The sequence below is a fragment of the Arthrobacter sp. DNA4 genome (assembly GCF_024362385.1).
Taxonomy (GTDB): Bacteria; Actinomycetota; Actinomycetes; order Actinomycetales; family Micrococcaceae; genus Arthrobacter.
In genome coordinates, this window is record NZ_CP101466.1 from 391,201 (window position 1) to 413,743 (window position 22,543).

The window sequence follows — 22,543 nt, forward strand, 5'->3', positions numbered from 1 at the left end:
ATGGACAACAATGGAGTTGGATCCTGGCTGCAGCGCCGCCGCCGGAAGTCGGGCTCCAAGGCAGCCCTCCTGTCCGGTGCCGGCGCCTTGAGCTACCAAGAGCTGGCCGAAAGGGCCGACCGCCTGGCCAACGCACTCCGGGACAGGGGAGTGGCCAAGGGTGACCGGGTGGCCTACCTTGGCGAGAACCACCCTTCCTTCGTGGAAACGTTCTTTGCCTGCGGCATCCTGGGCGCCATCTTCGTGCCGCTGAACACCCGGCTCGCGCCGCCGGAACTGCAGTTCCAGCTGCAGGATTCCGGAGCCCGGCTCCTGGTCAACGCCGGCGTCCTTGAGGCGTCCGCAACTGCCGCGCTGGAAGGGACCGGTGTCACCCACCGCCTGGTGGTAACGCTCGACGGCGGGACGGAACCTTCCGCCGCCGCGTCACCCGCCGCCGTCGAACGCTCCGTCACGGTGGAACAGTACGGGGAGGCGCTGCAAACGGCGGCTGCCGAACCCGTCGACGTGCCCGTGGCCCATGACGACGGCGCCATGATCCTGTACACCTCCGGGACCACGGGCAAGCCCAAAGGTGCGCTGCTGACGCACGGGAACATCACGTGGAACTGCATCAACACCATCGTGGACATGGACCTGAACCGCAACGACGTGGCGCTGATGATCTCGCCGCTGTTCCACGTGGCGTCCCTGGACATGGGGCTGCTGCCGATGCTCCTCAAGGGCGCCACCGTGGTCCTCGAGGCCAAGTTCGATCCCGCCAGGGTTCTGGACCTGATCCAGAAACACAAGGTGACCACCCTCAACGGGGTGCCCACCACGTTCCAGCTGCTTTGCGAAGACCCAGGCTGGGCAACCGCGGACCTCAGCTCCCTGGACAAGCTCACCTGCGGGGGCTCCGCCATTCCGCGCCGGGTCCTGGACGCGTACGAGGACCGCGGCATCGGCTTCACCAGCTGCTACGGCATGACCGAAACGGCCCCCGGCGTCACCATGCTTCCCGTGGACCGGTCCAGGGAGAAAGCCGGTTCGGCGGGCCTGCCGCACTTTTTCACCGACCTCCGGATCGCCGATCCCATGGGTGGCGCGGTGGCCCCTGGCGAGGTGGGGGAAATCCAGATCTCCGGCCCCAACGTGATCAAGGAGTACTGGAACCGGCCGGAGGCCACTGCCGCCAGCTATGCGGACGGGGCATGGTTCCGCTCCGGCGACATGGGCTACCGGGACCCGGAAGGCTTCCTGTTCGTCTCGGACCGGCTCAAGGACATGATCATCTCCGGCGGGGAGAACATCTACCCGGCAGAGGTGGAAGCGGTCATCTCCGAGCACAGTGCCGTGGGCAGCGTGGCCGTCATCGGCGTCCCGGATGACAAATGGGGCGAGGTCCCCCAGGCGATCGTGACCCTGCGCGAAGGGGAATCGTTGACCGCGGAGCAGCTGCGCAGCTTCCTCGACGGCAGGCTCGCCCGCTACAAGATCCCCAAGTCATTAGTGGTGGTGGAGGACATGCCGCGCACCGCCAGCGGCAAAATCCGCAAGATGGAGCTCCGCAAGCAGCTCTGACGTTCGCTGTACAACGCCCGCCCCGGTATCCCGGAGCGGGCGATTGTCTTAAGGGGCGATGAGCCCTGTCAGGCGGCACGTCCACGGGCGCCCGTTTGGAAAGTGACACCGAGACTGCGGTGGAAGGAAGCGCGCCACCTCGATTTCGACAACAGCGGAGCTTCCGTGGATGTCAACGACTTCGCAACCCAGACAACCCCAGGGGCAGCATAGGGTGCTGTTTCACGTACCGGTGCGCTGGGGCGCTCCGCTGGATTGGCGTGGGATGAGAGTGGGCATGGACCGGCGGATGAGTGGTTCGATGCCTGGGTTGACGATGAGGTCGATGGCGGTGGCTGCTATCTGGTCCAGGGGAACGTGCACCGAGGTCAGGGGCGTCGGCAGCCGGGCGGACAGTGGCGTGTCGTTGTATCCGACCAATGCCAGATTGTCGGGGATGCTGATCCCGTTGCGGTGGGCTGCGGCCATGACACCCATGGCGATGTTGTCGTTGGCGGCGAAGATGGCTGTCGGGCGGGATTGCGGTGTTCCTGCGAGGAGCGTTTCGCTTACCGTGTAGCCATTCTCGATGCCGTACCCGGCAGCGATAAGCCATTCTTCGCGCGGCTGGATGCCTGCTTCATTCAGTGCTCTGCGTGCTCCCGCCAAGCGTGCGGTTCCGGTGGAGGTGAAAGCGGGGCCGGTAACGACAGCAATGTTGCGATGGCCCAGGTCGATGAGGTGACGTGTGGCGAGGTAGCCGCCGACCTCGTCGTCTCCGAGCGCCGAGGGACTGATGCCGTCGGTTCGGAGCACCAGCGCATGCGCTACACGGCGCTCACGCAGCAGTCGGGGGAGCTCGTCATCGAGCCGCGCCGTGGCGAGAATCAACCCATCGACGTTTCTATCGAGGAGTGTTTCGGCCGCGCTGCGTTCATCCACGGGGTCATCTCCGCTGGTGGCGACCATCGCAAAGTAGCCGCGGGAAGACGCTGCCTTCTCGAGCTCTTCGAACATCAAGGCCATGACCGTGTCGCTGAGCCGGGGCACAAGGACGCCCAAAGTCCGGGTCTCGCCGCGGCGCAGGCTTGAGGCAAAGGAGTTCCGCCGGTACCCGAGTTCTTCCGCGATCTTCCGGACATGGGCTGCCGCCGCGGATCTGGAGGTGGTGCGTTCATCCAGCGCGCGGCTGGCGGTCGAGATGCTCACGCCACTGGCAGCCGCGACATCCTTGAGCGTGACAATCCCTGCGGGGGCGGGACGTTCCATCGCGGTTCTCCTCTTCAGCAAGGGTGTTACAGCCACTCTATTCCTCCTTCTTGCAAACGTTCTCTTGACAGTGAGCTGCGACACGTGCAAACTTGAAAACGTTCCCGCAAACGATTTCATCTTAGCGGAACTACCGACCATCAATGAAGACAAGAAGGTAGCTGCAAATGGCACTCGATCTCCGCGGACTTAGCCCCGCACCTGTCACCCCGTTCACCGAAGATGGCGCTGTCGACTTCGCTGCGATCCAGCGCCTGGGTTCGTGGCTCGGATCGATTGAGGGCGTAAAGAGCCTCGTCGTCCTGGGCCACGCCGGCGAAGGCACGTTCCTCACCGAAGAAGAACAGCTTGACGTCATCCGCGCGTTCGTGGCCTCCACCGACGGCCGGGTACCGGTTGTGGCTGGTATCACCAAGGAAGGCAACAAGACTGCGGCCCTCGAGGCCAAGAAGGCCGTCGAGGCCGGCGCGTCAGCTGGTCTCGTTTACCCCTCGCACGGCTGGCTGCGCTTCGGCTACCAGCAGGGCGCACCGCAGTCGCGCTACAAGGAAATCTATGAAGAGTCCGGCCTGCCGCTGATCCTCTTCCAGTACCCCGACAACACCAAGGCGACCTACGACCTCGACACTCAGCTGGAGATCGCTGGCCAGGAGGGAGTCTTTGCCACGAAGAACGGTGTCCGGAACATGCGTCGGTGGTACACCGAGATCCCCGCCCTGCGCGCCGCTTACCCCGAACTGCAGATCCTGTCCTGCCACGACGAATACCTGCTGCCGACAATGTTCGATGTCGACGGCCTGCTCGTCGGCTACGGTAACATCGCCCCCGAACTGCTCGTCGAACTGATCGAAGCAGGCAAGGCGCAGGACTACAAGCGTGCCCACGCAATCCATGAGCGGCTGCTCCCGGTAACGAAGAACGTTTACCACCGCGGCTCCCACATGGAAGGCACGGTCGCCTTGAAGTGGGGCCTCGTGAACCGCGGCATTCTGGACCACGCCACGGTGCGCACCCCGCTCCTGCCCCTGCCCCAGGGCGCCGAAACCGAAATCGCGGAAGCCTTCGCTGCCGCGAACATCGGCAAGGTCACCGTCAGCGCCTGATCCCCGGATCCTGAGGATGGCGGGAGCAACTCCCGCCATCCTCCCCTAGGCTTTAGCCATCTCCACTCTGGTCAATGAGGACCCCAGCATCACCGCTGGAGAAGGAGGACTCGCAATGCGCGAGCCAAACAACACCACAACCATGGCTGGCGGCCCCAACGCCGCCAGGATCAATGCAGAGCTCGTAGCCCGCCTCGAACGGCTCCCGCTCACCCGACGCCTGACCCTCATCCGCGTGGTCATCGGGTCAGCCACGTTCTTCGACGCTTACACCGTCCTGGCCATCGCATTCGCAATGCCCCAGCTGTCCTCAGAATGGCACCTCACCGCCGGGGAAATCGGAATGATCCTCTCCGCCGGCTACGTCGGCCAAATCTTCGGATCACTCTTCTTCGGCCAACTCGCCGAACGGATCGGACGCCTCCCGGTCCTGCTGATCACGATCCTGCTTTTCGTCTCCATGGACGTAGCCTGCCTCTTCGCCTGGGGCGCCACGTCAATGATCATCTTCCGCTTTCTCCAAGGCATCGGCACCGGCGGCGAAGTACCGGTCGCCAGCGCCTACATCAACGAATTCGTCGGAGCCAAGAAGCGCGGCAGATTCTTCCTGCTCTACGAGGTCATCTTCCCTGTCGGTCTCATGTTCGCGGGCGTCGCCGGATACTTCCTCGTCCCGGTCGTTGGCTGGAAGGCCATGTTCATCGTCGGCATCGTCCCGGCCCTGCTCACCATCCCGATGCGGTGGCTGATGCCCGAATCACCGCGCTGGCTAGCCTCCCGCGGACACGTCCACAAAGCCGAAACCGTCGTCACCATGCTCGAAAAGGAAGCACTCAAGGCAGGACACACCCTCTCCGAGCCCGTCATCCGCCCCGTGGATCCGAAGGCCACCGCCCGCACCAGCTGGCGCGAACTCTTCTCAGGCATATACAAAAAGCGCACCTTCATGATCTGGATGCTCTGGATCTGCGTCTACATGGTCAACAACGGCCTGGTCACCTGGCTGCCGACCCTTTACAAGCAGACATTCAACCTCCCCCTGCAGACCAGCCTCGCCTACGGCTGGGTCACCTCCGCCGTGGGCGTCGTGGCATCCATCCTCTGCGCACTGCTGATCGACCGCGTAGGCCGTAAACGTTGGTACACATTCGCCTTCCTGGCCGCGACCGTCCCTCTTGTCATCCTCACAGCCCTCGGCGCCGTGTCGGCGACACAGGTCGTAGTATTCGCCAGCATCGCCTACGCCATCCTCCAGACCATCTCCTTCTCGCTCTACCTCTACTCCGCCGAGCTGTACCCGACCCGGCTCCGCGCCATCGGCACCGGCTTCGGCAGCGCCTGGCTCCGCGCCGGCTCCGCCATCGGCCCCATCCTGGTCGGCTACATCGTGGACAACTACGGCATCAGCCTGGTGTTCACCGTCTTCGCAGCCGTTGCCCTCATAGGTGGCCTGGTGACTATCTTCTTCGCCATCGAAACTAAAGGCCGGGTCCTCGAGGAACTCTCGCCCTAACTCCCTAGCACCCGCCTCAATGGCAGCGCCACGAACCAGCTCCGGTCCGTGGCGCTGCCGTTGCCAGTCAAGGACTACCCTCGGAACATTGCTTCCCGTTCCGCCCAGATCCCAGGTGCGCCGTCTTGAGGACACTCGCGCTGCGCTTCGGCGGCCAAGGCGTCGACCTCAAAGGCGCATTGCCGCGGGATTCCGCCGTTGTTACCGTTCACGGTCATCAATTGGCGGAATCCTATAGGACAGTGCCACCATTATTGGATGCTTGAGGCAACTAAACCCCAGAAGTCCCCGGACGGGACACCCGTCAATCCCGCGCTCGAGGCGGAAAGCAGGATCGCCCGCATCGCGGTGACTGTGTTCCCCATCCTGGTGGTCGTTGCCGGCATCCTCGGTTTCCTGCTCCCCGGAGTCTTCAAGCCCATGGCCCCCAGCGTGCCCTACCTGCTGGGCATCATCATGTTCTGCATGGGCCTGACCCTCACCCCGCCGGACTTCGCCGCCGTGGCCAAGCGGCCGTGGGCTGTGGCCTTGGGAATCGTGGCGCACTACATCATCATGCCCGGCGCAGGCTGGCTGATCGCGGGCGCCCTCAACCTCCCGCCCGAGCTGGCCGTCGGCGTGATCCTGGTGGGCTGCGCACCCTCCGGCACGGCCTCGAACGTCATGGCCTTCCTGGCCAAGGGCGATGTTGCCCTCTCCGTGGCCGTGGCCTCCGTCTCCACCCTGATCGCCCCGATCGTCACCCCGCTGCTGGTCCTGTTCCTGGCCGTCTCGTACCTGCAGATCGACGCTGCCGGCATGGTCCTGGATATCGTCAAGACCGTGCTGCTCCCGGTGGTGGTAAGCCTCCTCGCCCGGGTCTTCCTCAAGAAGCTCGTTGCCAAGGTGCTGCCCGCGCTGCCGTGGGCGTCCGCCGTCGTGATCTCCCTGATCGTGGCCATCGTGGTAGTAAGCAGCGCCAACAAGATCATTGAGGCCGGGGCCATCGTCTTCCTCGCCGTGGTGCTTCATAACGGATTCGGACTGGGCCTTGGCTACCTTGCCGGCAAGCTGGGCCGCCTGGACGACAAAGCCCGCCGCGCCCTCGCGTTCGAAGTGGGCATGCAGAACTCCGGCCTGGCCGCGACGCTGGCCACCGCCCACTTCACGCCCCTGGCCGCACTGCCGTCCGCGGTCTTCTCGCTGTGGCACAACATCTCCGGGGCCATCGTGGCCGCCTGGCTGGCCCGGCGCCCGCTGCAGGACAAGCAAGCCTAAGGAGCCCGTTTCCAGCCAGCCATCCTGGGTACAGGATCCGGTAGGGACAGCGCCGTTTCGACGCTGTCCGCCGGTTCCTGTAAGGAGATGGACAGATGGCTCGGATTGACCGGATAGCTGAACCATGGGGGACACGGACGCCGTACGGCAGCGGCGCTGACTGGCCGGTCAGGGTGGATACCCACTTGGCCGAAGGCGTGACGCCGGAGGACGTGGACCGGTGGGTCCAGACGGCCTCGCTCCTGCATTCCAACGGCGACGCCATGGACATTGCCGTCAAGGACAACAGGATCGTTGGCGTGCGCGGACGTGCCGTGGACCGGGTCAACCACGGCCGGCTGGGACCGAAGGACCTGTACGGCTGGCAGGCCAACGCCTCCCCGGACCGGCTCACCAAACCCCTTATCCGCGAGGGCGGGAAGCTGGTGGAAACGGACTGGGACACCGCCATGCAGCGTATCGTGGACAAGTCCAAGGCGCTGCTCGCGGAACAGGGCCCCAGCGCCCTCGGCTTCTACACCACCGGCCAACTCTTCTCCGAGGAGTACTACACCCTGGGCACTATGGCCCACGGCGGCATCGGCACCAACCACGTGGACGGCAACACGCGTCTGTGCACCGCGACGGCGGGGGAGGCGCTGAAGGAATCCTTCGGCTGCGACGGGCAGCCCGGCTCCTACACGGACGTGGACCACGCCGATGTCATCGCCCTGTACGGGCACAACGTGGCGGAAACCCAGACCGTCCTCTGGACCCGGATGCTGGACCGGCTGGCCGGTCCCAACCCGCCCAAGATCATCTGCGTGGACCCGCGCATGACGCCCGTGGCCAGGGCCGCCACCGTGCACCTGGCGCCGCGGCCCGGCACCAACGTGGCGCTGATGAACGGCATCCTGCACGAGATCATCACCAACGGCTGGGTGGACCAGGAGTACATCCAGGCGCACACCGTGGGGTACTCCGAGCTCGAGAAAGAGGTCAAGAACTACCCGCCGGCCCTCGTGGCGGAGATCTGCGGTGTCCCGGCGGAACAGATCTCCGAGGCGGCCAGCATCATTGGCCACGCGGAGCGGCTGCTGTCCACGGTGCTGCAGGGCTTCTATCAGTCCAACCAGGCCACGGCCGCCGCCGTGCAGGTCAACAACGTCAACATCATCCGCGGCATGCTGGGCAAACGCGGCTGCGGCATCCTGCAGATGAACGGCCAGCCCACCGCCGAGAACACCCGCGAATGCGGGGCCGACGGCGACCTCGCCGCCTTCCGTAACTGGTCTAACGACGCGCACATCCAGGACCTGGCCCGGGTCTGGAACATCGACCCCATGTCCATCCCGCACTACTCCCCGCCCACGCACGTCATGCAGATGATGCGGTACGCGGAGGACGGCTCCATCCGGATGCTGTGGGTCAGCGGCACCAACCCCGCCGTCTCGCTGCCCGAGCTGGCACGCATCCGCAGCATCCTGGAACAGGACCGCCTGTTCCTGGTGGTGCAGGACATCTTCCTGTCCGAGACGGCCCAGCTGGCCGACGTCGTCCTTCCCGCCGCCACCTGGGGCGAAAAGACCGGCACCTTCACCAACGTGGACCGCACCGTGCACCTCTCCGAGAAGGCGGTTGACCCGCCGGGCGAGGCCCGGCCGGACCTGGAGATCTTCATCGACTACGCCCACCGCATGGGCCTGCAGGACAAGGACGGGCAGCCGCTGATCAAGTGGCACGACCCCGAATCAGCCTTCGAGGCCTGGAAGGAATGTACCCGCGGTAAGCCCTGCGATTACACCGGCATCACCTACGACAAACTGCGCGGCGGCTCCGGCATCCAGTGGCCCTGCAACGAGGAGAACCCGGACGGCACGGAACGCATTTACGCTGACGGAAAATTCTGGGCGCACCCCGAGTACTGCGAAACCTACGGCCGCGACCTCATCACCGGTGCCCCGGTGGAACCCACGGAGTACAAGGCCCTGAACCCGGAGGGCAAGGCCATCATCAAGGCCGCCGAATACATGCCGCCGCACGAGCTGCCCAGCCAGGACTTCCCGCTCCAGCTCATCACCGGCCGCACGCTCTACCAGTTCCACACCCGCACCAAGACGGGGCGTGCACCGGAGCTGCAGGCGGCCGCGCCTGACGTGTGGGTTGAGTTGTCAGCGGACGACGCCGGCGCGTACGGGATCGCCGAAGGTGACCTTGCCGAGGTGGAGACGCCCCGCGGTTCGGTCCGTGCGCGGGTGCGGATCAGCGGCATCCGGAACGGCGTCCTCTTCCTGCCCTTCCATTACGGCTACTGGGACACCAAGGGCGGACACCAGCCGGACGGGGCCGGGCGGGCAGCGAACGAACTGACCATTACCGACTGGGATGCGGCGTCCAAGCAGCCCATCTTCAAGACGGCGGCAGCACGCATTACCCGCATTTCCGGCGGTGATGGGCCCTCTTCGGCGCCCACCACCACGGCGTCGGCACCCGCCGGCGTCTTCCCGGAAGACGCCAGGACCAAGGGCCTACCCACCGCCTTGGCGGACGAAGCCACCGGCACGGCAGGAGGGGCACGATGAAATTCGGGCTGGTACTGGAGGAAATGCACCGCTCCGAGAACGACCTGGCACACCACCTGCTGGTCATCTCCGAGCGGCACAAGGTGGACCACGAGATCTACCACCTCGCCCGGGACCTGGCGCGATGGTCGCAGCAGCACGTCCGGGACATCGCGGACATCGCCAAGAACTACGGCCAAAACCTGGATCCGGAGCCCCGCGGCGAAGCAGGGCTGATGGAAACCATCCGGGAGAAGGGCAGCGAGATGGTTGGCCGTCGCCCCGAAACCGGGATGCTGCTGCTGCGCGACCTCCGCGAGCTTTACCTGAAGGCCTGCGGGGTGTCAGCGGACTGGGAACTGCTGGCCCAGGCCGCCCAGGGGATGAAGGACAAGAATCTGCTGGCCCTGGCGGAGAAGTGCCACCCGCAGACCATCCGCCAGATGAAGTGGGCCAACGGGAAGCTGAAGGAATCCGCCACCCAGATCCTGGTCAGCTAAGCGCCGGCTGCGGGAACTTTCAGCGCGTCTCCCGCGCCGCCTGGAGGTGCGCCACCAGGGCCTGCAGCTGCTCCGCGGTCCACGGCAGGGCGTGGCTCAATTCGGTGCTGTTCTCCGCCCACATCGCGCGGGCGGCTTCCTTGGTGCCCTCGCTGCTGTGGAAACGCGAGCCCAGCTCATCCCAGCGGCGCACCAGCTCCCGCGCGTCGGGGCTGACGGCGGGGACACCGCCGTCGACCTGCCGCAGGCCTTCCTGCACGAGGCCCGCCCACTCGGTCCGTGATTCATCGGCGGCCTCCTGCCCCAGTCATCCTTTCCAAAACAGTCATGAAATAGGCGGGCTCGGCGTGCCCTTGCCCCTGCCCGCCGAGGCGTGCCAGCAGCTCCCGGACGGTCCCCTGAGGCTGTTCCAGCTGCAAGGCCTGCTCGCCCAAGGCATCGAGCTGCCTCAGCAGCAGTTTTTGCAGGGAATCGGAACTTCCTTCCGGCCCGTCCACCAGGGCGCCAATCTCGCCAACTCCAGCGGGGTTCTTCCGGTTGTTCCATACCGCCCACCGTAGGACCTGACGCCGCGTCAGGTTCAACCGCGGCGCACGCGACCCTGGGCAGGATCCTGCGCGGAGTGAACCAGTTTCATTCAGTGAAACTGGCGGCGCGTGCAGCCCGGCCCATGGCACAGAGTTGAGTCCATGAACGCGGGTCCCGTTGCGGGCCCCCGCCCAGCCCATCCAGCAGTTCGGTAAAAACAGCACAGAAACGGCGCGCTACACATGGAGTCAACGATGACGGGACGGCAGATCCTCAAAGGGATCGAGTTCGCCCGGCCACAGAACGCGGCGCCGCTGCTGCTGGACCTCTACCTTCCCGCAGGAGCAACGCACCAGGGCGGCCAGCCGGCGGTGGTCCACTTCCACGGCGGCGGCTGGCGGACGGGGGAGCGGTCTTCGCTGGGCCCCGCTGTTGACGGTTTTGGGCTGAACCCCATCGAACAGCTCGCGGATGCCGGGTTCGTGGTGGCTTCGGCCGACTACCGGCTCAGCACGGTTGCCACGTTCCCGGCCCAGCTGGAGGACGCCAAGGCAGCCGTCCGCTGGCTCCGCACCCACGCGGCCGAGTACGGCGTGGACCCACACCGGATCTACGCCTGGGGAGACTCGGCCGGCGGCCACCTCGCTGCCCTCCTGGGCCTGACCGCAGGGGCAGCGGAGCTTCCGGGCCAAGCCGGATATGACGGGCCCGCCAGCGACGACTCGGTTGCCGGCGTCGTGGCCTGGTACCCGCCCACTGACCTCCTCCGGATGGGTGGACAGGCACGGCCGGATGCCGTGGCCCGGGCGGATGATCCCGGATCCCGGGAAGCGCTGCTGATCGGCGCGCAGCCGGCCGACGCCCCGGACAAGGCCAGGGCCGCAAGCCCCCTCAGCCACGTCCACGCAGGCGCCCCGCCTTTCCTCCTCATCCATGGAACGGCGGACCGCTTCGTCCCGGTAGCCCAGTCCACCTCGCTGGCCGGGGCGCTGGAAGGCGCGGGCAACGCCGTCGAACTCCTCCTGCTTGACGGCGCGGACCACATGTGGGCCAGCCCGGACGGCAACAGCGAGGACGCGGAACAGGCCATTGCCGCCACCATCGATTTCCTCCGCCGCCAGGCAAAGCAGCACTGATTTCCCACCACCATGCCGGGGCAATACGCGCACCCCGGACCAGACCGAAAGGCCTCCCATGCAGTTCATCGGCATCACCCACCACGGCGGACCCTGGGCAGCGGCGCTCGCAGGCTCCCGCGTCCTCCCGCTCACGTCCGTCGACGATTTCTGGGCCGACGCCGAGGGCTGGCAGGACAAGGCAGCAGCCTTGGTTGCCGGCGCAGCAGACACTGAAACGTCCGACGCCGGCACCTGGCTGGAGCGCGGCAGTGTCACCGAAGTGCCGCTGGTCCCGGCCTCCGCTCGCGTGATCTGCGTGGGGCTGAACTACAAGGCGCACGTAGCCGAGGGCAGCTTCAAGGACCAGGAACTGCCGTCCTACCCCACTCTGTTCGCCCGCTGGACGGCCTCCCTGTCCGTGGGCAACGTCCCGGTCCCCGTCCCGGCGGGCGAGGAAGGCCTGGACTGGGAAGGCGAAGTGGCCGCCTACATCGGCCGCCGCGTGGAGTCCGCCGACGAGGACACGGCCGCGGATTCCGTCTTTGGCTACTCCACGTTCAACGACATCACCTCCCGCAAGGCCCAGAAGCTCACCTCGCAGTGGACCCTGGGCAAGAACGGCGATTTCAGCGGCCCCCTGGGTCCCGTGGTGAGCCGCGACGAGGTGGGTGACCTGCGCGACGGGTTGCAGGTCCGCACCCGCGTCAACGGGATCGAAGCCCAGAACGGCAACACCCGGGACATGATCTTCTCCGTCCCGGCCATCATCTCGCTCATCAGCGAAACCTTCACCCTGCACCCGGGTGACGTCATCGCCACCGGCACCCCCGAAGGCGTGGGCTACGCCCGTACCCCGCAGTGGCTCCTGCAGCCCGGCGATACCGTGGAAGTGGAGATCGAGAAGCTGGGCACCCTGACCACGCCGGTGGGCGACATTTCCCTCCGGAGCCGTGCCTGATGAACTCCTTCCATACCGCTGCTGACCTGCCGGCGGAGGTACAGGTCCTGATCGCCGGCGGCGGCCCCAGCGGGCTGTTCCTGGCCCTGGACCTCGCCTCCCGCGGGGTGCCCAGCACCGTCATCGAACCGCGGACAGCGCTGGACCACACCCGTCCGCGCGCCAAGACCACCAATGCCCGTACCATGACGCACCTGCGCCGGCTGGGCCTCGCCGAGGTCCTCCGGGACGCTTCGCCGCTGCCGGTGGAGTACGCCCAGGACGTCATCTTCTGCACCGGCCTCACCGGCCCTTCCGCGTACGAGCTGCGCAGGTTCAGCAACGCCTTCCAGCTGGTCCCCGGCAGGTACGGGCCGCAGCCGGAGTGCGGCCAGCAGGTGCCCCAGCCCGTCCTCGAGGAGGTGCTCCGGGCCGCCGTCGAAAGCCACCCGCTGGTGACGTTCCTGGTAAGCTGGACTGTCACTGGCGTCAACGTCCCTGAAGGCGGGGCAGCCACGGAACCGCGCGCCGTCGTCATTAGGGATCCCGAAGGTGATGAACGCACCATCGCCGCCGAGTACGTCATCGGTGCCGACGGCGGGTCCTCCGCCGTGCGCCGCAGCCTCAGGCTGCGGCTGGAAGGCGGGTCCGCCGAGCTGTCCAACATCAGCATCCTCTTCCGCTCTGAATCGCTGGCGTCAGCTGTCTCCTTGGCTCCGGCGGTGCAGTACTGGGTGGTGGGCTCGGAGACCTCCGGCATGGTGGGGCCCATGGACCGTGACGGGACGTGGTGGGCGATCGTCCAGGGCGTGGATCCGTCCTTCACCGTCACTGCGGGGGAGGCGGCCGCGATGGTCCGCTCCCTGGTGGGCTCGGATGTGGACATCGAGGTGGTGGCCACCGACCCGTGGACGGCCCGGATGCTGCTGGCTCCCGAATACAGCCGCGGCAACGTCTTCCTGGTGGGGGACGCCGCCCACCTCAACCCGCCCTGGGGAGGCCACGGATTCAACACCTGCATCGGTGACGCCGCCAACTTGGCCTGGAAGCTCGCCGCCACGATCAACGGCTGGGCCGGGCCCGGACTCCTTGCCAGCTATGGGGCGGAACGCCGGCCGGTGGCTGCGCGCACCATCCGCGACGCCGCCACCAACGGCAAGGCCCTGGCCTACCACTTCGCAGACCCGGAGCTGGTTGCGGCGGGGATTGCCGGGGAAGCCGCGCGGGACGCGGCCCACCGGGCGCTCGCCGTGAAGCAGAGCGAGTTCGATTCCCTGGGCCTGGTGCTGGGCTACGACTACGGCGGTTCATCCGTGGTGGTGCCGGACGGTTCGGCCCTCCCCGACGAGGACCCCATCCGTTACGTTCCGTCCGCTGTTCCGGGGGCCCTGCTGCCGCACGCCTGGCTGGCGGATTCGGTCTCCGTGTACAGCGCCCTTGGTGCGGGTTTCACGTTGCTGGCCGACGCCGGGGCGCTGGGCGGGGTGCCCGCCGCCGAAGTTTTCGAGCCGGTCCTGGCAGCCGGTGCCCGGCAGGGCATCCCGGTGACCGTCGCCGCCGTCGGGCCTTCCGACGACGGAACGCACCTTGCGGACCTGTGGGGCGCCACTGCACTGCTGGTCCGTCCCGACCAGCACGTGGCCTGGCGCGGCAACTCCCCGGTGGAGGCCGCCGCAGCGTTGTCCGTCGCCGCGGGCTGGGCGCCGGCTGTCCTTCCCGCACGTCCTGAAGAATCTGCACCTTCCATCGAGACCAGGAGCGCCCGTGTCGACGCCGTCATTCCGTGATTTCCTCTTTGCCCCGGACCACCCCCGCGTGGCGGACATCCGGGGGCTGGACGCCCGCGAATACGCCGAGGCGGCCAAGACCGATGCGTTCGCCGGGCCCATGATCGAGGGCTGGCGGAAGCTCTATCCCCAGCCGTTCACGGGCATCACCAGCGACGGCGTCCGCCGGGAGGGCCTGTATCCGCTGGCTCCTGCCCGGCCGGGGGAGGAAGCGCCCACGGCGGACATGGTGGCTGCGGCGCGGAAGCTGCTTGGCGCTGTCGCCGCGGACCAGGCCGGGAAGCTTTGCTACGCCGTGGACGCGCCGGAGTGGCAGAGCTGGGCCAACCCCGAATTCATGCAGCACGACACCGGACTCCGTTTGGACGAGGTTGCCGGTCCCGTGCGGGACGCGGTGTTGGGCGTGGTGGAGGCTTCGCTGAGCCCGGCCGGGTTTGAGCTGGTGCGGAACCTGATGCGGATCAACGGTTTCCTGGGTGATCTGGTGGAGCTGCCGCTGCTCATGAACGAGTTCAGCTACAACTTCGCCCTCTACGGGGAGCCTTCCGAGACGGAACCGTGGGGGTGGCAGCTGTTTGGCCACCACGCGGCGCTGAACTGCCTGGTGGCCGGGACGCAGCTGGTGATCTCGCCGGTGTTCATGGGGGCCGAACCGGACATGATCGACGCCGGCCCGCACAAGGGTGTCAAGGTGTTCAAGGAGCGCATCGCCCTGGCCCGGCAGCTGATGGCCGCCCTGCCCGCGGACCTGCGGTCCCGGGCCGTTGTTTATGCCGGGATGGTGGATCCGGCCATGCCCGAGGGGCGCCTCCACCCGGGCGACGAGCGGCACCTGGGCGGCTGCTTCCAGGACAACCGGGTGATCCCGTACGAGGGCATCCGGGTGGCCGAGCTGCCGGCCGGGGCCCGGGAATTGCTCGACGCGGTGGTGGAGGACTTCATCGCCTACCTTCCGGACGGTCCCCGTGCCGCCCGGCGTCGGGAAATTCAGGAGCACTATTCAGAGACGTTCTTCAGCTGGATCGGCGGCTGGGAAGGGGAGGAGGCCTTCTACTTCCGGGTCCAGAGCCCGGTGGTGGTGCTGGAACTGGACCACCACACCGGCGTCTTCCTGGGCAACGATGAGCCCGCCCCCTTCCACATGCACACCGTGGTCCGCACCCCCAACGGCAATGACTACGGCCGCGAACTCGTCAGGCAAGCCACTTCCTGACCCACTCTCCACCCATCCACTCAGCAATCGATGGGTTTCAAAGACCAGAAGGCCCGGATTTCCTCTCGGAAGTCCGGGCCTTCTGTGTTAACTGTGGGTTAGGGGATGTCCAGTGCTGCGCGGCGCTGCGGCGGCGGGCCGACGACGGTCAGGTCCATCTCGGCCTGGGCGCGCCCGAAGCCGTCCATGTCCATGTAGGGCTCGCCGCCCTCGGTGTACATGTAGTCCTCCGTGGGTTCGTTGAAGTACTCGAAGAAGCCGTTGAACACCGAAGGGGTCAGGAAGCCCACCATCTGGGTGTTGTGGGCATCGAGCGCGAATGAGTGGATGGTCCCGGCGGGGGCGTGCACAAAATCGCCCTTCGTCAGGAGCATCTCGCGGCCGTTGGCATAGAGCCACATCCGGCCCTCGGTGCAGAGGAAGTTCTCCGTGTGCTGGGAGTGGAAGTGAAGCGGGATATAGGGGCTCTTGGCGCCCTTGGTGTGCACAGCGAAGTAGTTGGAGCCGGTGTTGGCGGGCCGGGACAGGTAGGTGAACATAGTCTGGTAGCTGACCATCCGCTCACCCTCCCCGGCAGTGAGGAAGTACGGGCTCTGTGTGGGCGGCAGCCCGGCGTCGTGCTTGAACGACGGCGCCACCCGCTCAACGTCTGGGAACGTGATGCCAAACTCGGCACCCACCTCGGCCTGCTCCTGCAGGCTGGCCTTGTGGCCAGGGCGCGCCGGCGGGACGTGCGAATCGATGGGCGTGCCCACCCGCTCGTAGTAGGCCTCGCCGCCGCCGGGGGTCATCCAGTTCAGGAAGCGGGTGTAGTGGCTGGCCATCCGGTAGGCGTGCGGCGTGTTGGGCGGGATGACCACGGAGTCGCCGGGGGTGAGGATGCGGCTCTCGCCCGGCAGCCAGACATGGAGGATCCCGTCGAAAACGTAGAGCGTCTTGTGCTCCACCGTGTGGCTGACAAACGGGGACTCAGCGCCCATGCCGCCGGAGATGTAGGCAGCGCTGAAGATGCCCCCGGTGTCGGCAGCGCGGGCGATGACCGTGACCAGCTGGCCGTTGATCTCGTAGCGCGCGCCTTCGCCCGAGGCCATGTAATACGGGACCGCCTCGCCGGGCAGCGCGTTGGCCACCGGGAGCTGCTTGTTCATTTCCTCAACGCTGAGGGACATGGTTTCCTTCTTTCCAGTCGGTAAGCCCTTGCCGGAGCGTGACCTACATCATGGCTGTCCCACGCCCCCGGCCACGAGCCCTGATTCCATTAGTTGAAATCCGAACGTGGCCGGTCATCGTCCCCCTGCTACCCCTCACATTCCTTGCAGTACTTCTTGCCGTCCTTCTCACGGGCCAACTGGCTGCGGTGGTGCACCAGGAAGCAGGACATGCACGTGAATTCGTCTGCCTGCACCGGGACCACCTGGATGAGGAGTTCCTCGTTGGAGAGGTCGGCGCCGGGCAGCTCGAAGCTGTCCGCGAGATCCGTTTCGTCCATGTCGGGAGCGGCCTCCCGGCGGCCGGACTTGTCGGACTTCAGCTCCTCCAAGGCGACGTTCGGCTCTTCCTCGGGAGTCACCCGCGGAGCGTCGTAGTCAACTGACATGTGGTGTGTTCTCCTGTCCAGCTGCTGATGTCCAGATTGTTCTGGACAGATCGACAACGCCGGATGGGCGCAACTAATTCCCATTCCGGATGTTGCTGTTTTCCCGCAGGGCCAGCGCGGCCTGCACCAGGGCGGCGTGGGTGAGGGCCTGGGGGTAGTTGCCCAGGAAGGCACCGGAGGCGGGATCCAGTTCCTCGCTGAAGAGTCCCAGCGGGGAGGCCAGGTCCAGCAACGCCCGGAAGGTCTCCACCGCCTCCCGGCCCCTGCCCGTCAGGGCCAGGGCCTGCACCAGCCAGAAGGAACAGGGCAGGAAGGCGCCCTCACCGCCCTCCAGCCCGTCCTGGCCGGGCGGATACCGGTACAGGAGGGGCCCGCCCGCGCCGAGCTCGGCCCGCACCGCGTCAACGGTTTGGCGGACCACGTCAGCGTCCGGGTCCTCCAGCCCAATCAGCGGAAGGACCAGCAATGCCGCGTCCAGGTCTGCCGACCCATAGGTCCGCGTGTAGGTGCCCCGCACGGGGTCGATGCCCAGGCTCCGGACTTCGGCGCCCAGCTGGTCCCTCGCGGACAGCCAGCGCTGCCGCTGCCGCGCGCCCAGGTGGTGGGTGGCACCGATGCGCAGCGCCCGGTCCAGGGCGAGCCACGCCATGAGCTTGGAGTGGACGTGGTGGGCGGCATCATCCCGGATTTCCCAGATCCCTGCATCCGGGGCGGCCCAGGACGCCGCCACCCTGTCGGCGAAACCGCGCATGGCCCGCCACGTCTCCGAGTACAGCCGGTGCCCGCCCTGCACCAGCACCCAGGCGGCGTCCAGCACCCAGCCGTAACCGTCCAGCTGGTGCTGCCCGGCCGCCCCGTTGCCCGTCCGCACCGGTACGCTCCCCAAATATCCAGGCCAGCCGCGCAACTCGTGCTCGCGGGGGACCGGCCGACCGGACAGTGTGAGCAGCGCCGGAAGCCGTGGCCGCTGGAGCCGGCTGGCGTGCAGCAGCCAACCGAAGAAGTTCCGGGCCACATCCGTCTTGCCCGCGTGCAGGAACGCGGCCACGCCGATGCTGGCGTCCCGCGGCCAGGCAAACCGGTAGTCCCAGTTCCTGATGCCGCCCGGATTTTCGGGCAGCGACGTGGTGGGTGCGGCCACTGGAGCCCCGGACGGTGAATAAGTGAGCAGCCGCAGGGTGAGCAGGCTCCGCAGGACCTGGCCGCGGAACGGGATGTCGGCGTCCACCTCCCCGGACCAGGCTTCCCACCGTTGCTCGTCCTCAAGCACCAGGTGCCAGGCCGCCTCGGGGTCCACGTGAATCAGCGGCTCGCCGTAGGCAATGGACAGGACCAGGGTCACCGGGTTGCCGGGCTGCACCACCAGCGTCTGTTCTTCGCCGTCGGGGAGCGGGCACCCCTCGCTGGAGCCCAGCGCTATGGCCAGCGGTCCCCATTCGCACACCAGGTCCCGCGCCCGCCGGCTGATCCGTGGCACGCGGTGGGTTTCACCCAGGCGTGGAGTGAAGCGGACGACGGCGGCTGCCGGGCCGCCGTGGGCGGTGAGCCGGCGCACCAGGAGCGTTGTGGGCAGCAGGGCTCCGGAGACTTCGGCCACCATCGCTTCGGTGAGCGTCAGCCGGGCCCCGCCCGCGGACCATGTCGTTTCCAGTGTTGCCGTATTCCCGCGGTAATGGCGCTGGAGCAGGTGGGCGGGGCCGGCGGGTCCGGCGACGAACTGGCCCGCTTCCGTTCCTCCCAGCAGGGCGCCGAAGATTGGCTCGCCGTCGAACGCCGGAGCGCACATCCAATCCACCGACCCCTTGGAGGACACCAGGGCGGCCGTCCTGGTGTCGCCGAGCATGCCGTAGTCGGCGATGGCAGCGGGCTGCCAGGGCCTTGGTTCGCGCGTGGGGACGGGGGAGGGGGCGACGGCGGGGTGCCGCTTTGGCGGCCCGGTCACGGAAGGTTCTTCCATCGAAGGGCGGGGCTTCCGCTCGAATGCGATGCTCACGGCTGCCTGCTCACAGCGCCCTCAGCAGAAGCCCCAGCACGGCCCCGTAGGCGACATGCGCCACGATGGCTACCGCCGGTGTCTGGATGCCGTAATTCAAACCCAGCAGTCCCGGTGGCTCCAGCACGGCGGTAGTGGACAGGCCCGCGCGGGTGGATGCCATCCTCGGGTGGACACCGGGCAGCAATGGCAGGATGACCGTCAGGGCCACGGCTACGTGCAGCAGGCCCAGCAGCGCGCCGATCCACCAGGTTGCCCTGCCCAGGAGGGAGAACGCCGCGGCATAACCGAGGGCAAACACCTGGTAAGCAGCCAGATGGATGAAGAAGCCGGCAACACGGGCCCGGTCGGGATCAGGCGTCACCAGGGTGCCCAGGACCAGAGGCAGGTCGAGCCGGGTCAGGCTTACCATCTGGGCCGCGATCATGATGACCGTCAGTGCGGCGGTAGCCAGGAGCCCGAACAGGTCCCATCCTTGCCAGTCCATGTCATGCCGTCCAGCCCTGGTCGTTCTAAAAAAGATTATCTTGAATTTAGAAGCATCCGCGGAGGTTGTCAAGAGTGAGCGCGGGCCAGCACACCCGCTCCCCGATTCCGAGGGCCTGATGGCGTTGTTAACGCCCTTGATTACGCCATTGAGACGCCGCGGCACGTGAATGTTGGCATGCTTGAGCTCATGCCCATCTTCCAGGTCCCGGGCGGCCTGACCTTTGACCGCCGCGAGCCCACTGCCTGACGTCCGCCCGCACTTCAACCACCACCAACCGATAGGTCCCCGCCAATGCAGCATGTGCACACCGTCAGCTTTCCCGATTCCCAGCTCCTGGCCGACCTGTCGCCGCTTCCCGGAAGCCTGCGCGGGGTTGTCTGGGACATGAAGGAGGCCCCCGGTGGGGACCTGGGCAGGATCGACGGCGTCATCCTGCCGTACATCAACGCCGGGGAAGTGCTGGGTTCCCTGGGCAAGGTCCCGGACCTCAAGTTCGTGCAGACGCAGTCAACAGGGTACGACGGCGTGTGCGAGGCCGCCGGTCCGGGCGCCGCGGTGGCAAACGCCTCGGGCGTCCATGCAGCTGCCACCGCGGAGCTGGCCGTGGGCCTCATCCTCGCCAAGCTGCGGGGGATCGACCAGGCTGTCAAGGACCAGCAGGCTGAAAGCTGGAGGCCGCAACGCCGCCAGTCCCTGGCCGACCGCAAGGTCCTGCTGCTGGGCATCGGCGGGATCGGCAAGGAACTGGCCCGCCGCCTGGAACCCTTCGAGGTCACCATCACCCGGGTGGGAAGCACGGCCCGCACGGACGCCGACGGGCAGGTTCACGGCCCGGACGAACTGGTGGCCCTCGCCGCGGACCACGACATCCTGGTCTCCGTCCTGCCCCTGAACGACAACACCCACGACCTGGTGGGCCGGGACGTCCTGGCCGCCCTGCCCGACGGAGCCCTGGTAGTGAACGTGGGCCGCGGCGCCGTCATCAGCACCGAGGCGCTGACCCGCGAAGTGGTCTCCGGCCGCCTCCAGTGCGCCATCGACGTGGTCGATCCCGAGCCGCTTCCCGCCGGCCACCCTCTGTGGTCCGCGGAGAACGCCCTCATCACCCCGCACGTGGGCGGCAACGCCTCGGCCTTTGAGCCCCGAATCCTGAAACTCCTGAAACAGCAGCTCGAGGCCCTGGCGACAGGCCAAACCCCGGACAACCTGGTGCAGCAGGGACCCTTTCAGCAGGGCCCGTTCTAACGGCCGCCGCGATCTCATGCAGGCAGCGGTACGAAACAACAATGAAGAGGAAGTAACCAGGACATGACAGGGCTTTTTGATCTTACGGGGCGCGTAGCCCTGGTCACCGGTTCGAGCAGGGGCATCGGTTCGGCCCTTGCCAAGGCATTGGCCGACGCCGGAGCAACAGTAGTGCTGAACGGCGTCAACCCCGAGCGGCTCAAGGACGCCGAAGCGGCCATGGCGGCAGGTTTCCCGCCGGGCCGAATCCACAGCGTGGCCTTCGACGTCACCGACGACGATGCTGCCGCCCGCAGCATCCGCTGGATCGAGGACAACGTAGGGCCGCTCGAGATCCTGGTGAACAACGCCGGTATCCAGCACCGCGTCCCCATGCTTGAGCTGGACGTGGCGGACTGGGAACGCGTCCTCTCCACGGACCTCACCAGCGCCTTCCTGGTGGGCCGCGAAGCCGCCCGGCACATGATCACCCGGGGCCGCGGCAAGATCATTAACATCTGCTCTGTCCAGGCCGACCTGGCCCGCCCCACCATCGCCCCGTACATCGCGGCCAAGGGCGGGCTGCGGAACCTCACCCGTGCCATGACCGCAGAATGGGCGGGCTCCGGGCTGCAGATCAACGCCGTTGCACCGGGCTACATCCACACCGAAATGACCCAGAACCTGGTGGATGACGAGGAGTTCAACTCCTGGATCCTCGGCAGGACACCCGCGCACCGCTGGGGCACCGTGGAGGATCTGGCCGGTCCCGTGGTGTGGCTGGCCTCGGACGGGTCCAACTTCGTGAACGGGCAGACCATCTTCATCGATGGCGGAATGACGGTGGTGGTCTGATGGCACCGTCCCTTGATGTCGCATTGCCCGCCACCGGTCCGGCGCTGGTGGCCCATGCCGCCGGCGACCTGCGGATCGACGAGGTCCCGCTGCCCCTGCCCGCAGCCGACGAAGCGGTGGTCGAGGTCCGCTACGGCGGCATCTGCGGTTCCGACCTGCACTACTGGCTGCACGGTGCGGCGGGGGAGTCCATCCTCAAGGCGCCGCTGGTCCTGGGGCACGAAATCTCCGGGACCGTGGTCCGGGCCGCGGCCAACGGTACCGGGCCGCAGGCAGGGACCGCCGTCGCCGTCCACCCGGCAACGCCTGGTCCAGGCGCCGCGCGCTATCCGGAGGACCGGCCCAACCTGTCCCCTGGCTGCACATACCTGGGCAGCGCCGCCCGCTACCCGCACACCGACGGCGCCTTCAGCCGCTACGTCACGCTGCCCGTCCGGATGCTCCGCCCGCTCCCGGACAGCATCGACCTGCGCACCGCGGCCCTGATCGAACCCGCGTCCGTGGCCTGGCACGCCGTGTCCCGCGCCGGTGACGTCCGCGGGAAAACCGCGCTGGTCATCGGCTCCGGCCCCATCGGCGCCCTCACCGTCGCCGTCCTCAAACGCGCCGGCGCCGCCCGCATCACCGCCGTCGACCTCCATCCCAAGCCGCTGGAGATCGCCACGGCCGTCGGCGCGGACCAGGTCATCAACGCCGCGGACACCGCAGCCATCGCCGCCGTCGAGGCCGACGTCGTGATCGAATCCTCCGGCAACCACCACGGCCTTGCCTCCGCCATCAACGGCGCGGTCCGCGGCGGGACTGTGGTGATGGTGGGCCTGCTGCCAGCCGGCATGCAGCCGGTGCCCATCTCGCTGGCGATCACCCGCGAACTGCAGCTGCTCGGCTCGTTCCGCTTCAACGACGAGATCGATGACGTGATCACGGCCCTCGCCGACAGATCCCTGCACATCGAGCCCGTCATCACCCACGAATTCCCGCTGGCCGACGCCCTCCACGCCTTCGAAGTCGCCAAGGACTCCACCAGTTCCGGCAAGGTGCTCCTCTCTTTCGGCGATGAGGGGCAGGCCCAATGAG

At 67.1% G+C, this 22,543-nt stretch carries 19 protein-coding genes and 1 pseudogene; 14 read left to right on the top strand and 6 right to left on the bottom strand.

The genetic code is table 11. The features are described 5' to 3' along the window. Positions 1–1,563, top strand: a complete 1,563-nt coding sequence (gene menE / locus NMQ03_RS01920; protein WP_255174153.1) for an o-succinylbenzoate--CoA ligase — start codon at positions 1–3, stop codon at positions 1,561–1,563. Positions 1,564–1,785: 222 nt separating this feature from the next. On the opposite strand, the gene NMQ03_RS01925 is transcribed toward menE, so the two are convergent. Further along, positions 1,786–2,811 carry a LacI family DNA-binding transcriptional regulator gene (locus NMQ03_RS01925; RefSeq protein WP_255174154.1) on the bottom strand — a complete coding sequence of 342 codons (1,026 nt, stop codon included), beginning with the start codon at positions 2,809–2,811 and terminating at the stop codon, positions 1,786–1,788. 167 nt (positions 2,812–2,978) lie between these two features. Here NMQ03_RS01925 and NMQ03_RS01930 point away from each other — a divergent pair, with 167 nt between their 5' ends. From NMQ03_RS01930 to NMQ03_RS01950, 5 genes are all read left to right on the top strand, one after another. Beyond that, positions 2,979–3,914, top strand: coding sequence for a dihydrodipicolinate synthase family protein (locus NMQ03_RS01930; RefSeq protein ID WP_255174155.1), 936 nt, complete (start codon positions 2,979–2,981; stop codon positions 3,912–3,914). Between the two features lie 115 nt (positions 3,915–4,029). Continuing rightward, positions 4,030–5,427 carry an MFS transporter gene (locus tag NMQ03_RS01935; RefSeq protein WP_255174156.1) on the top strand — a complete coding sequence of 466 codons (1,398 nt, stop codon included), beginning with the start codon at positions 4,030–4,032 and terminating at the stop codon, positions 5,425–5,427. 258 nt (positions 5,428–5,685) lie between these two features. Then, a complete protein-coding gene (locus NMQ03_RS01940; protein WP_255174157.1) occupies positions 5,686–6,684 on the top strand; it encodes a bile acid:sodium symporter family protein in 999 nt (332 codons plus the stop codon). A gap of 95 nt (positions 6,685–6,779) precedes the next feature. Then, the gene (locus NMQ03_RS01945; protein WP_255174158.1) at positions 6,780–9,245 is read left to right on the top strand and encodes a molybdopterin oxidoreductase family protein; all 2,466 of its coding nucleotides are present in this window, start codon (positions 6,780–6,782) and stop codon (positions 9,243–9,245) included. Then, a complete protein-coding gene (locus NMQ03_RS01950; protein WP_255174159.1) occupies positions 9,242–9,724 on the top strand; it encodes a hypothetical protein in 483 nt (160 codons plus the stop codon). Before NMQ03_RS01945 ends, NMQ03_RS01950 begins: the two co-directional genes overlap by 4 nt. 19 nt (positions 9,725–9,743) lie before the next feature. Here the strand turns inward: NMQ03_RS01950 and NMQ03_RS01955 are convergent, their stop codons facing one another. Continuing rightward, complete coding sequence (locus tag NMQ03_RS01955) at positions 9,744–9,983, bottom strand: hypothetical protein (protein ID WP_255174160.1); 240 nt, start codon at positions 9,981–9,983, stop codon at positions 9,744–9,746. Between the two features lie 523 nt (positions 9,984–10,506). Here NMQ03_RS01955 and NMQ03_RS01960 point away from each other — a divergent pair. The 4 genes from NMQ03_RS01960 to NMQ03_RS01975 are packed head-to-tail and all read left to right on the top strand — an operon-like array spanning position 10,507 to position 15,307. After that, a complete protein-coding gene (locus NMQ03_RS01960) occupies positions 10,507–11,388 on the top strand; it encodes an alpha/beta hydrolase (RefSeq protein ID WP_255174161.1) in 882 nt (293 codons plus the stop codon). Between the two features lie 58 nt (positions 11,389–11,446). Beyond that, positions 11,447–12,328 (top strand): fumarylacetoacetate hydrolase family protein, encoded by an 882-nt coding sequence (locus tag NMQ03_RS01965; RefSeq protein ID WP_255174162.1) that lies wholly within the window; start codon positions 11,447–11,449, stop codon positions 12,326–12,328. After that, on the top strand, positions 12,328–14,094 hold the full coding sequence (locus NMQ03_RS01970; protein ID WP_255174163.1) for an FAD-dependent monooxygenase: 1,767 nt from the start codon (positions 12,328–12,330) through the stop codon (positions 14,092–14,094). Before NMQ03_RS01965 ends, NMQ03_RS01970 begins: the two co-directional genes overlap by 1 nt. Continuing rightward, positions 14,072–15,307 carry a DUF3500 domain-containing protein gene (locus tag NMQ03_RS01975; protein WP_255174164.1) on the top strand — a complete coding sequence of 412 codons (1,236 nt, stop codon included), beginning with the start codon at positions 14,072–14,074 and terminating at the stop codon, positions 15,305–15,307. The genes NMQ03_RS01970 and NMQ03_RS01975 overlap by 23 nt, the downstream gene beginning before the upstream one ends. Positions 15,308–15,405: 98 nt before the next feature. Here the strand turns inward: NMQ03_RS01975 and NMQ03_RS01980 are convergent, their stop codons facing one another. The 4 genes from NMQ03_RS01980 to NMQ03_RS01995 all read right to left on the bottom strand — a co-directional run bounded on the left by NMQ03_RS01980 (position 15,406) and on the right by NMQ03_RS01995 (position 19,384). Continuing rightward, the gene (locus tag NMQ03_RS01980) at positions 15,406–16,476 is read right to left on the bottom strand and encodes a quercetin 2,3-dioxygenase (protein WP_255174165.1); all 1,071 of its coding nucleotides are present in this window, start codon (positions 16,474–16,476) and stop codon (positions 15,406–15,408) included. Positions 16,477–16,604: 128 nt separating this feature from the next. Next, positions 16,605–16,904 (bottom strand): DUF4193 domain-containing protein, encoded by a 300-nt coding sequence (locus NMQ03_RS01985; protein ID WP_018772148.1) that lies wholly within the window; start codon positions 16,902–16,904, stop codon positions 16,605–16,607. Positions 16,905–16,977: 73 nt separating this feature from the next. Beyond that, positions 16,978–18,897 (bottom strand): glycoside hydrolase family 15 protein, encoded by a 1,920-nt coding sequence (locus NMQ03_RS01990; protein ID WP_255174166.1) that lies wholly within the window; start codon positions 18,895–18,897, stop codon positions 16,978–16,980. A gap of 10 nt (positions 18,898–18,907) precedes the next feature. After that, positions 18,908–19,384 carry a hypothetical protein gene (locus NMQ03_RS01995; RefSeq protein ID WP_255174167.1) on the bottom strand — a complete coding sequence of 159 codons (477 nt, stop codon included), beginning with the start codon at positions 19,382–19,384 and terminating at the stop codon, positions 18,908–18,910. A 117-nt stretch (positions 19,385–19,501) separates the two neighbouring features. Between NMQ03_RS01995 and NMQ03_RS21075 the strand changes: the two are divergent. The 4 genes and pseudogenes from NMQ03_RS21075 to NMQ03_RS02010 all read left to right on the top strand — a co-directional run. After that, a pseudogene (locus NMQ03_RS21075) lies at positions 19,502–19,633 on the top strand (SDR family NAD(P)-dependent oxidoreductase); the annotation flags it as partial. A 45-nt stretch (positions 19,634–19,678) separates the two neighbouring features. After that, positions 19,679–20,632, top strand: a complete 954-nt coding sequence (locus NMQ03_RS02000) for a 2-hydroxyacid dehydrogenase (RefSeq protein WP_255174168.1) — start codon at positions 19,679–19,681, stop codon at positions 20,630–20,632. Between the two features lie 63 nt (positions 20,633–20,695). After that, the gene (locus tag NMQ03_RS02005; protein ID WP_255174169.1) at positions 20,696–21,466 is read left to right on the top strand and encodes an SDR family oxidoreductase; all 771 of its coding nucleotides are present in this window, start codon (positions 20,696–20,698) and stop codon (positions 21,464–21,466) included. Then, complete coding sequence (locus NMQ03_RS02010) at positions 21,466–22,542, top strand: L-idonate 5-dehydrogenase (RefSeq protein WP_255174170.1); 1,077 nt, start codon at positions 21,466–21,468, stop codon at positions 22,540–22,542. The genes NMQ03_RS02005 and NMQ03_RS02010 overlap by 1 nt, the downstream gene beginning before the upstream one ends. The last annotated feature ends 1 nt before the right edge of the window (position 22,543 follow it).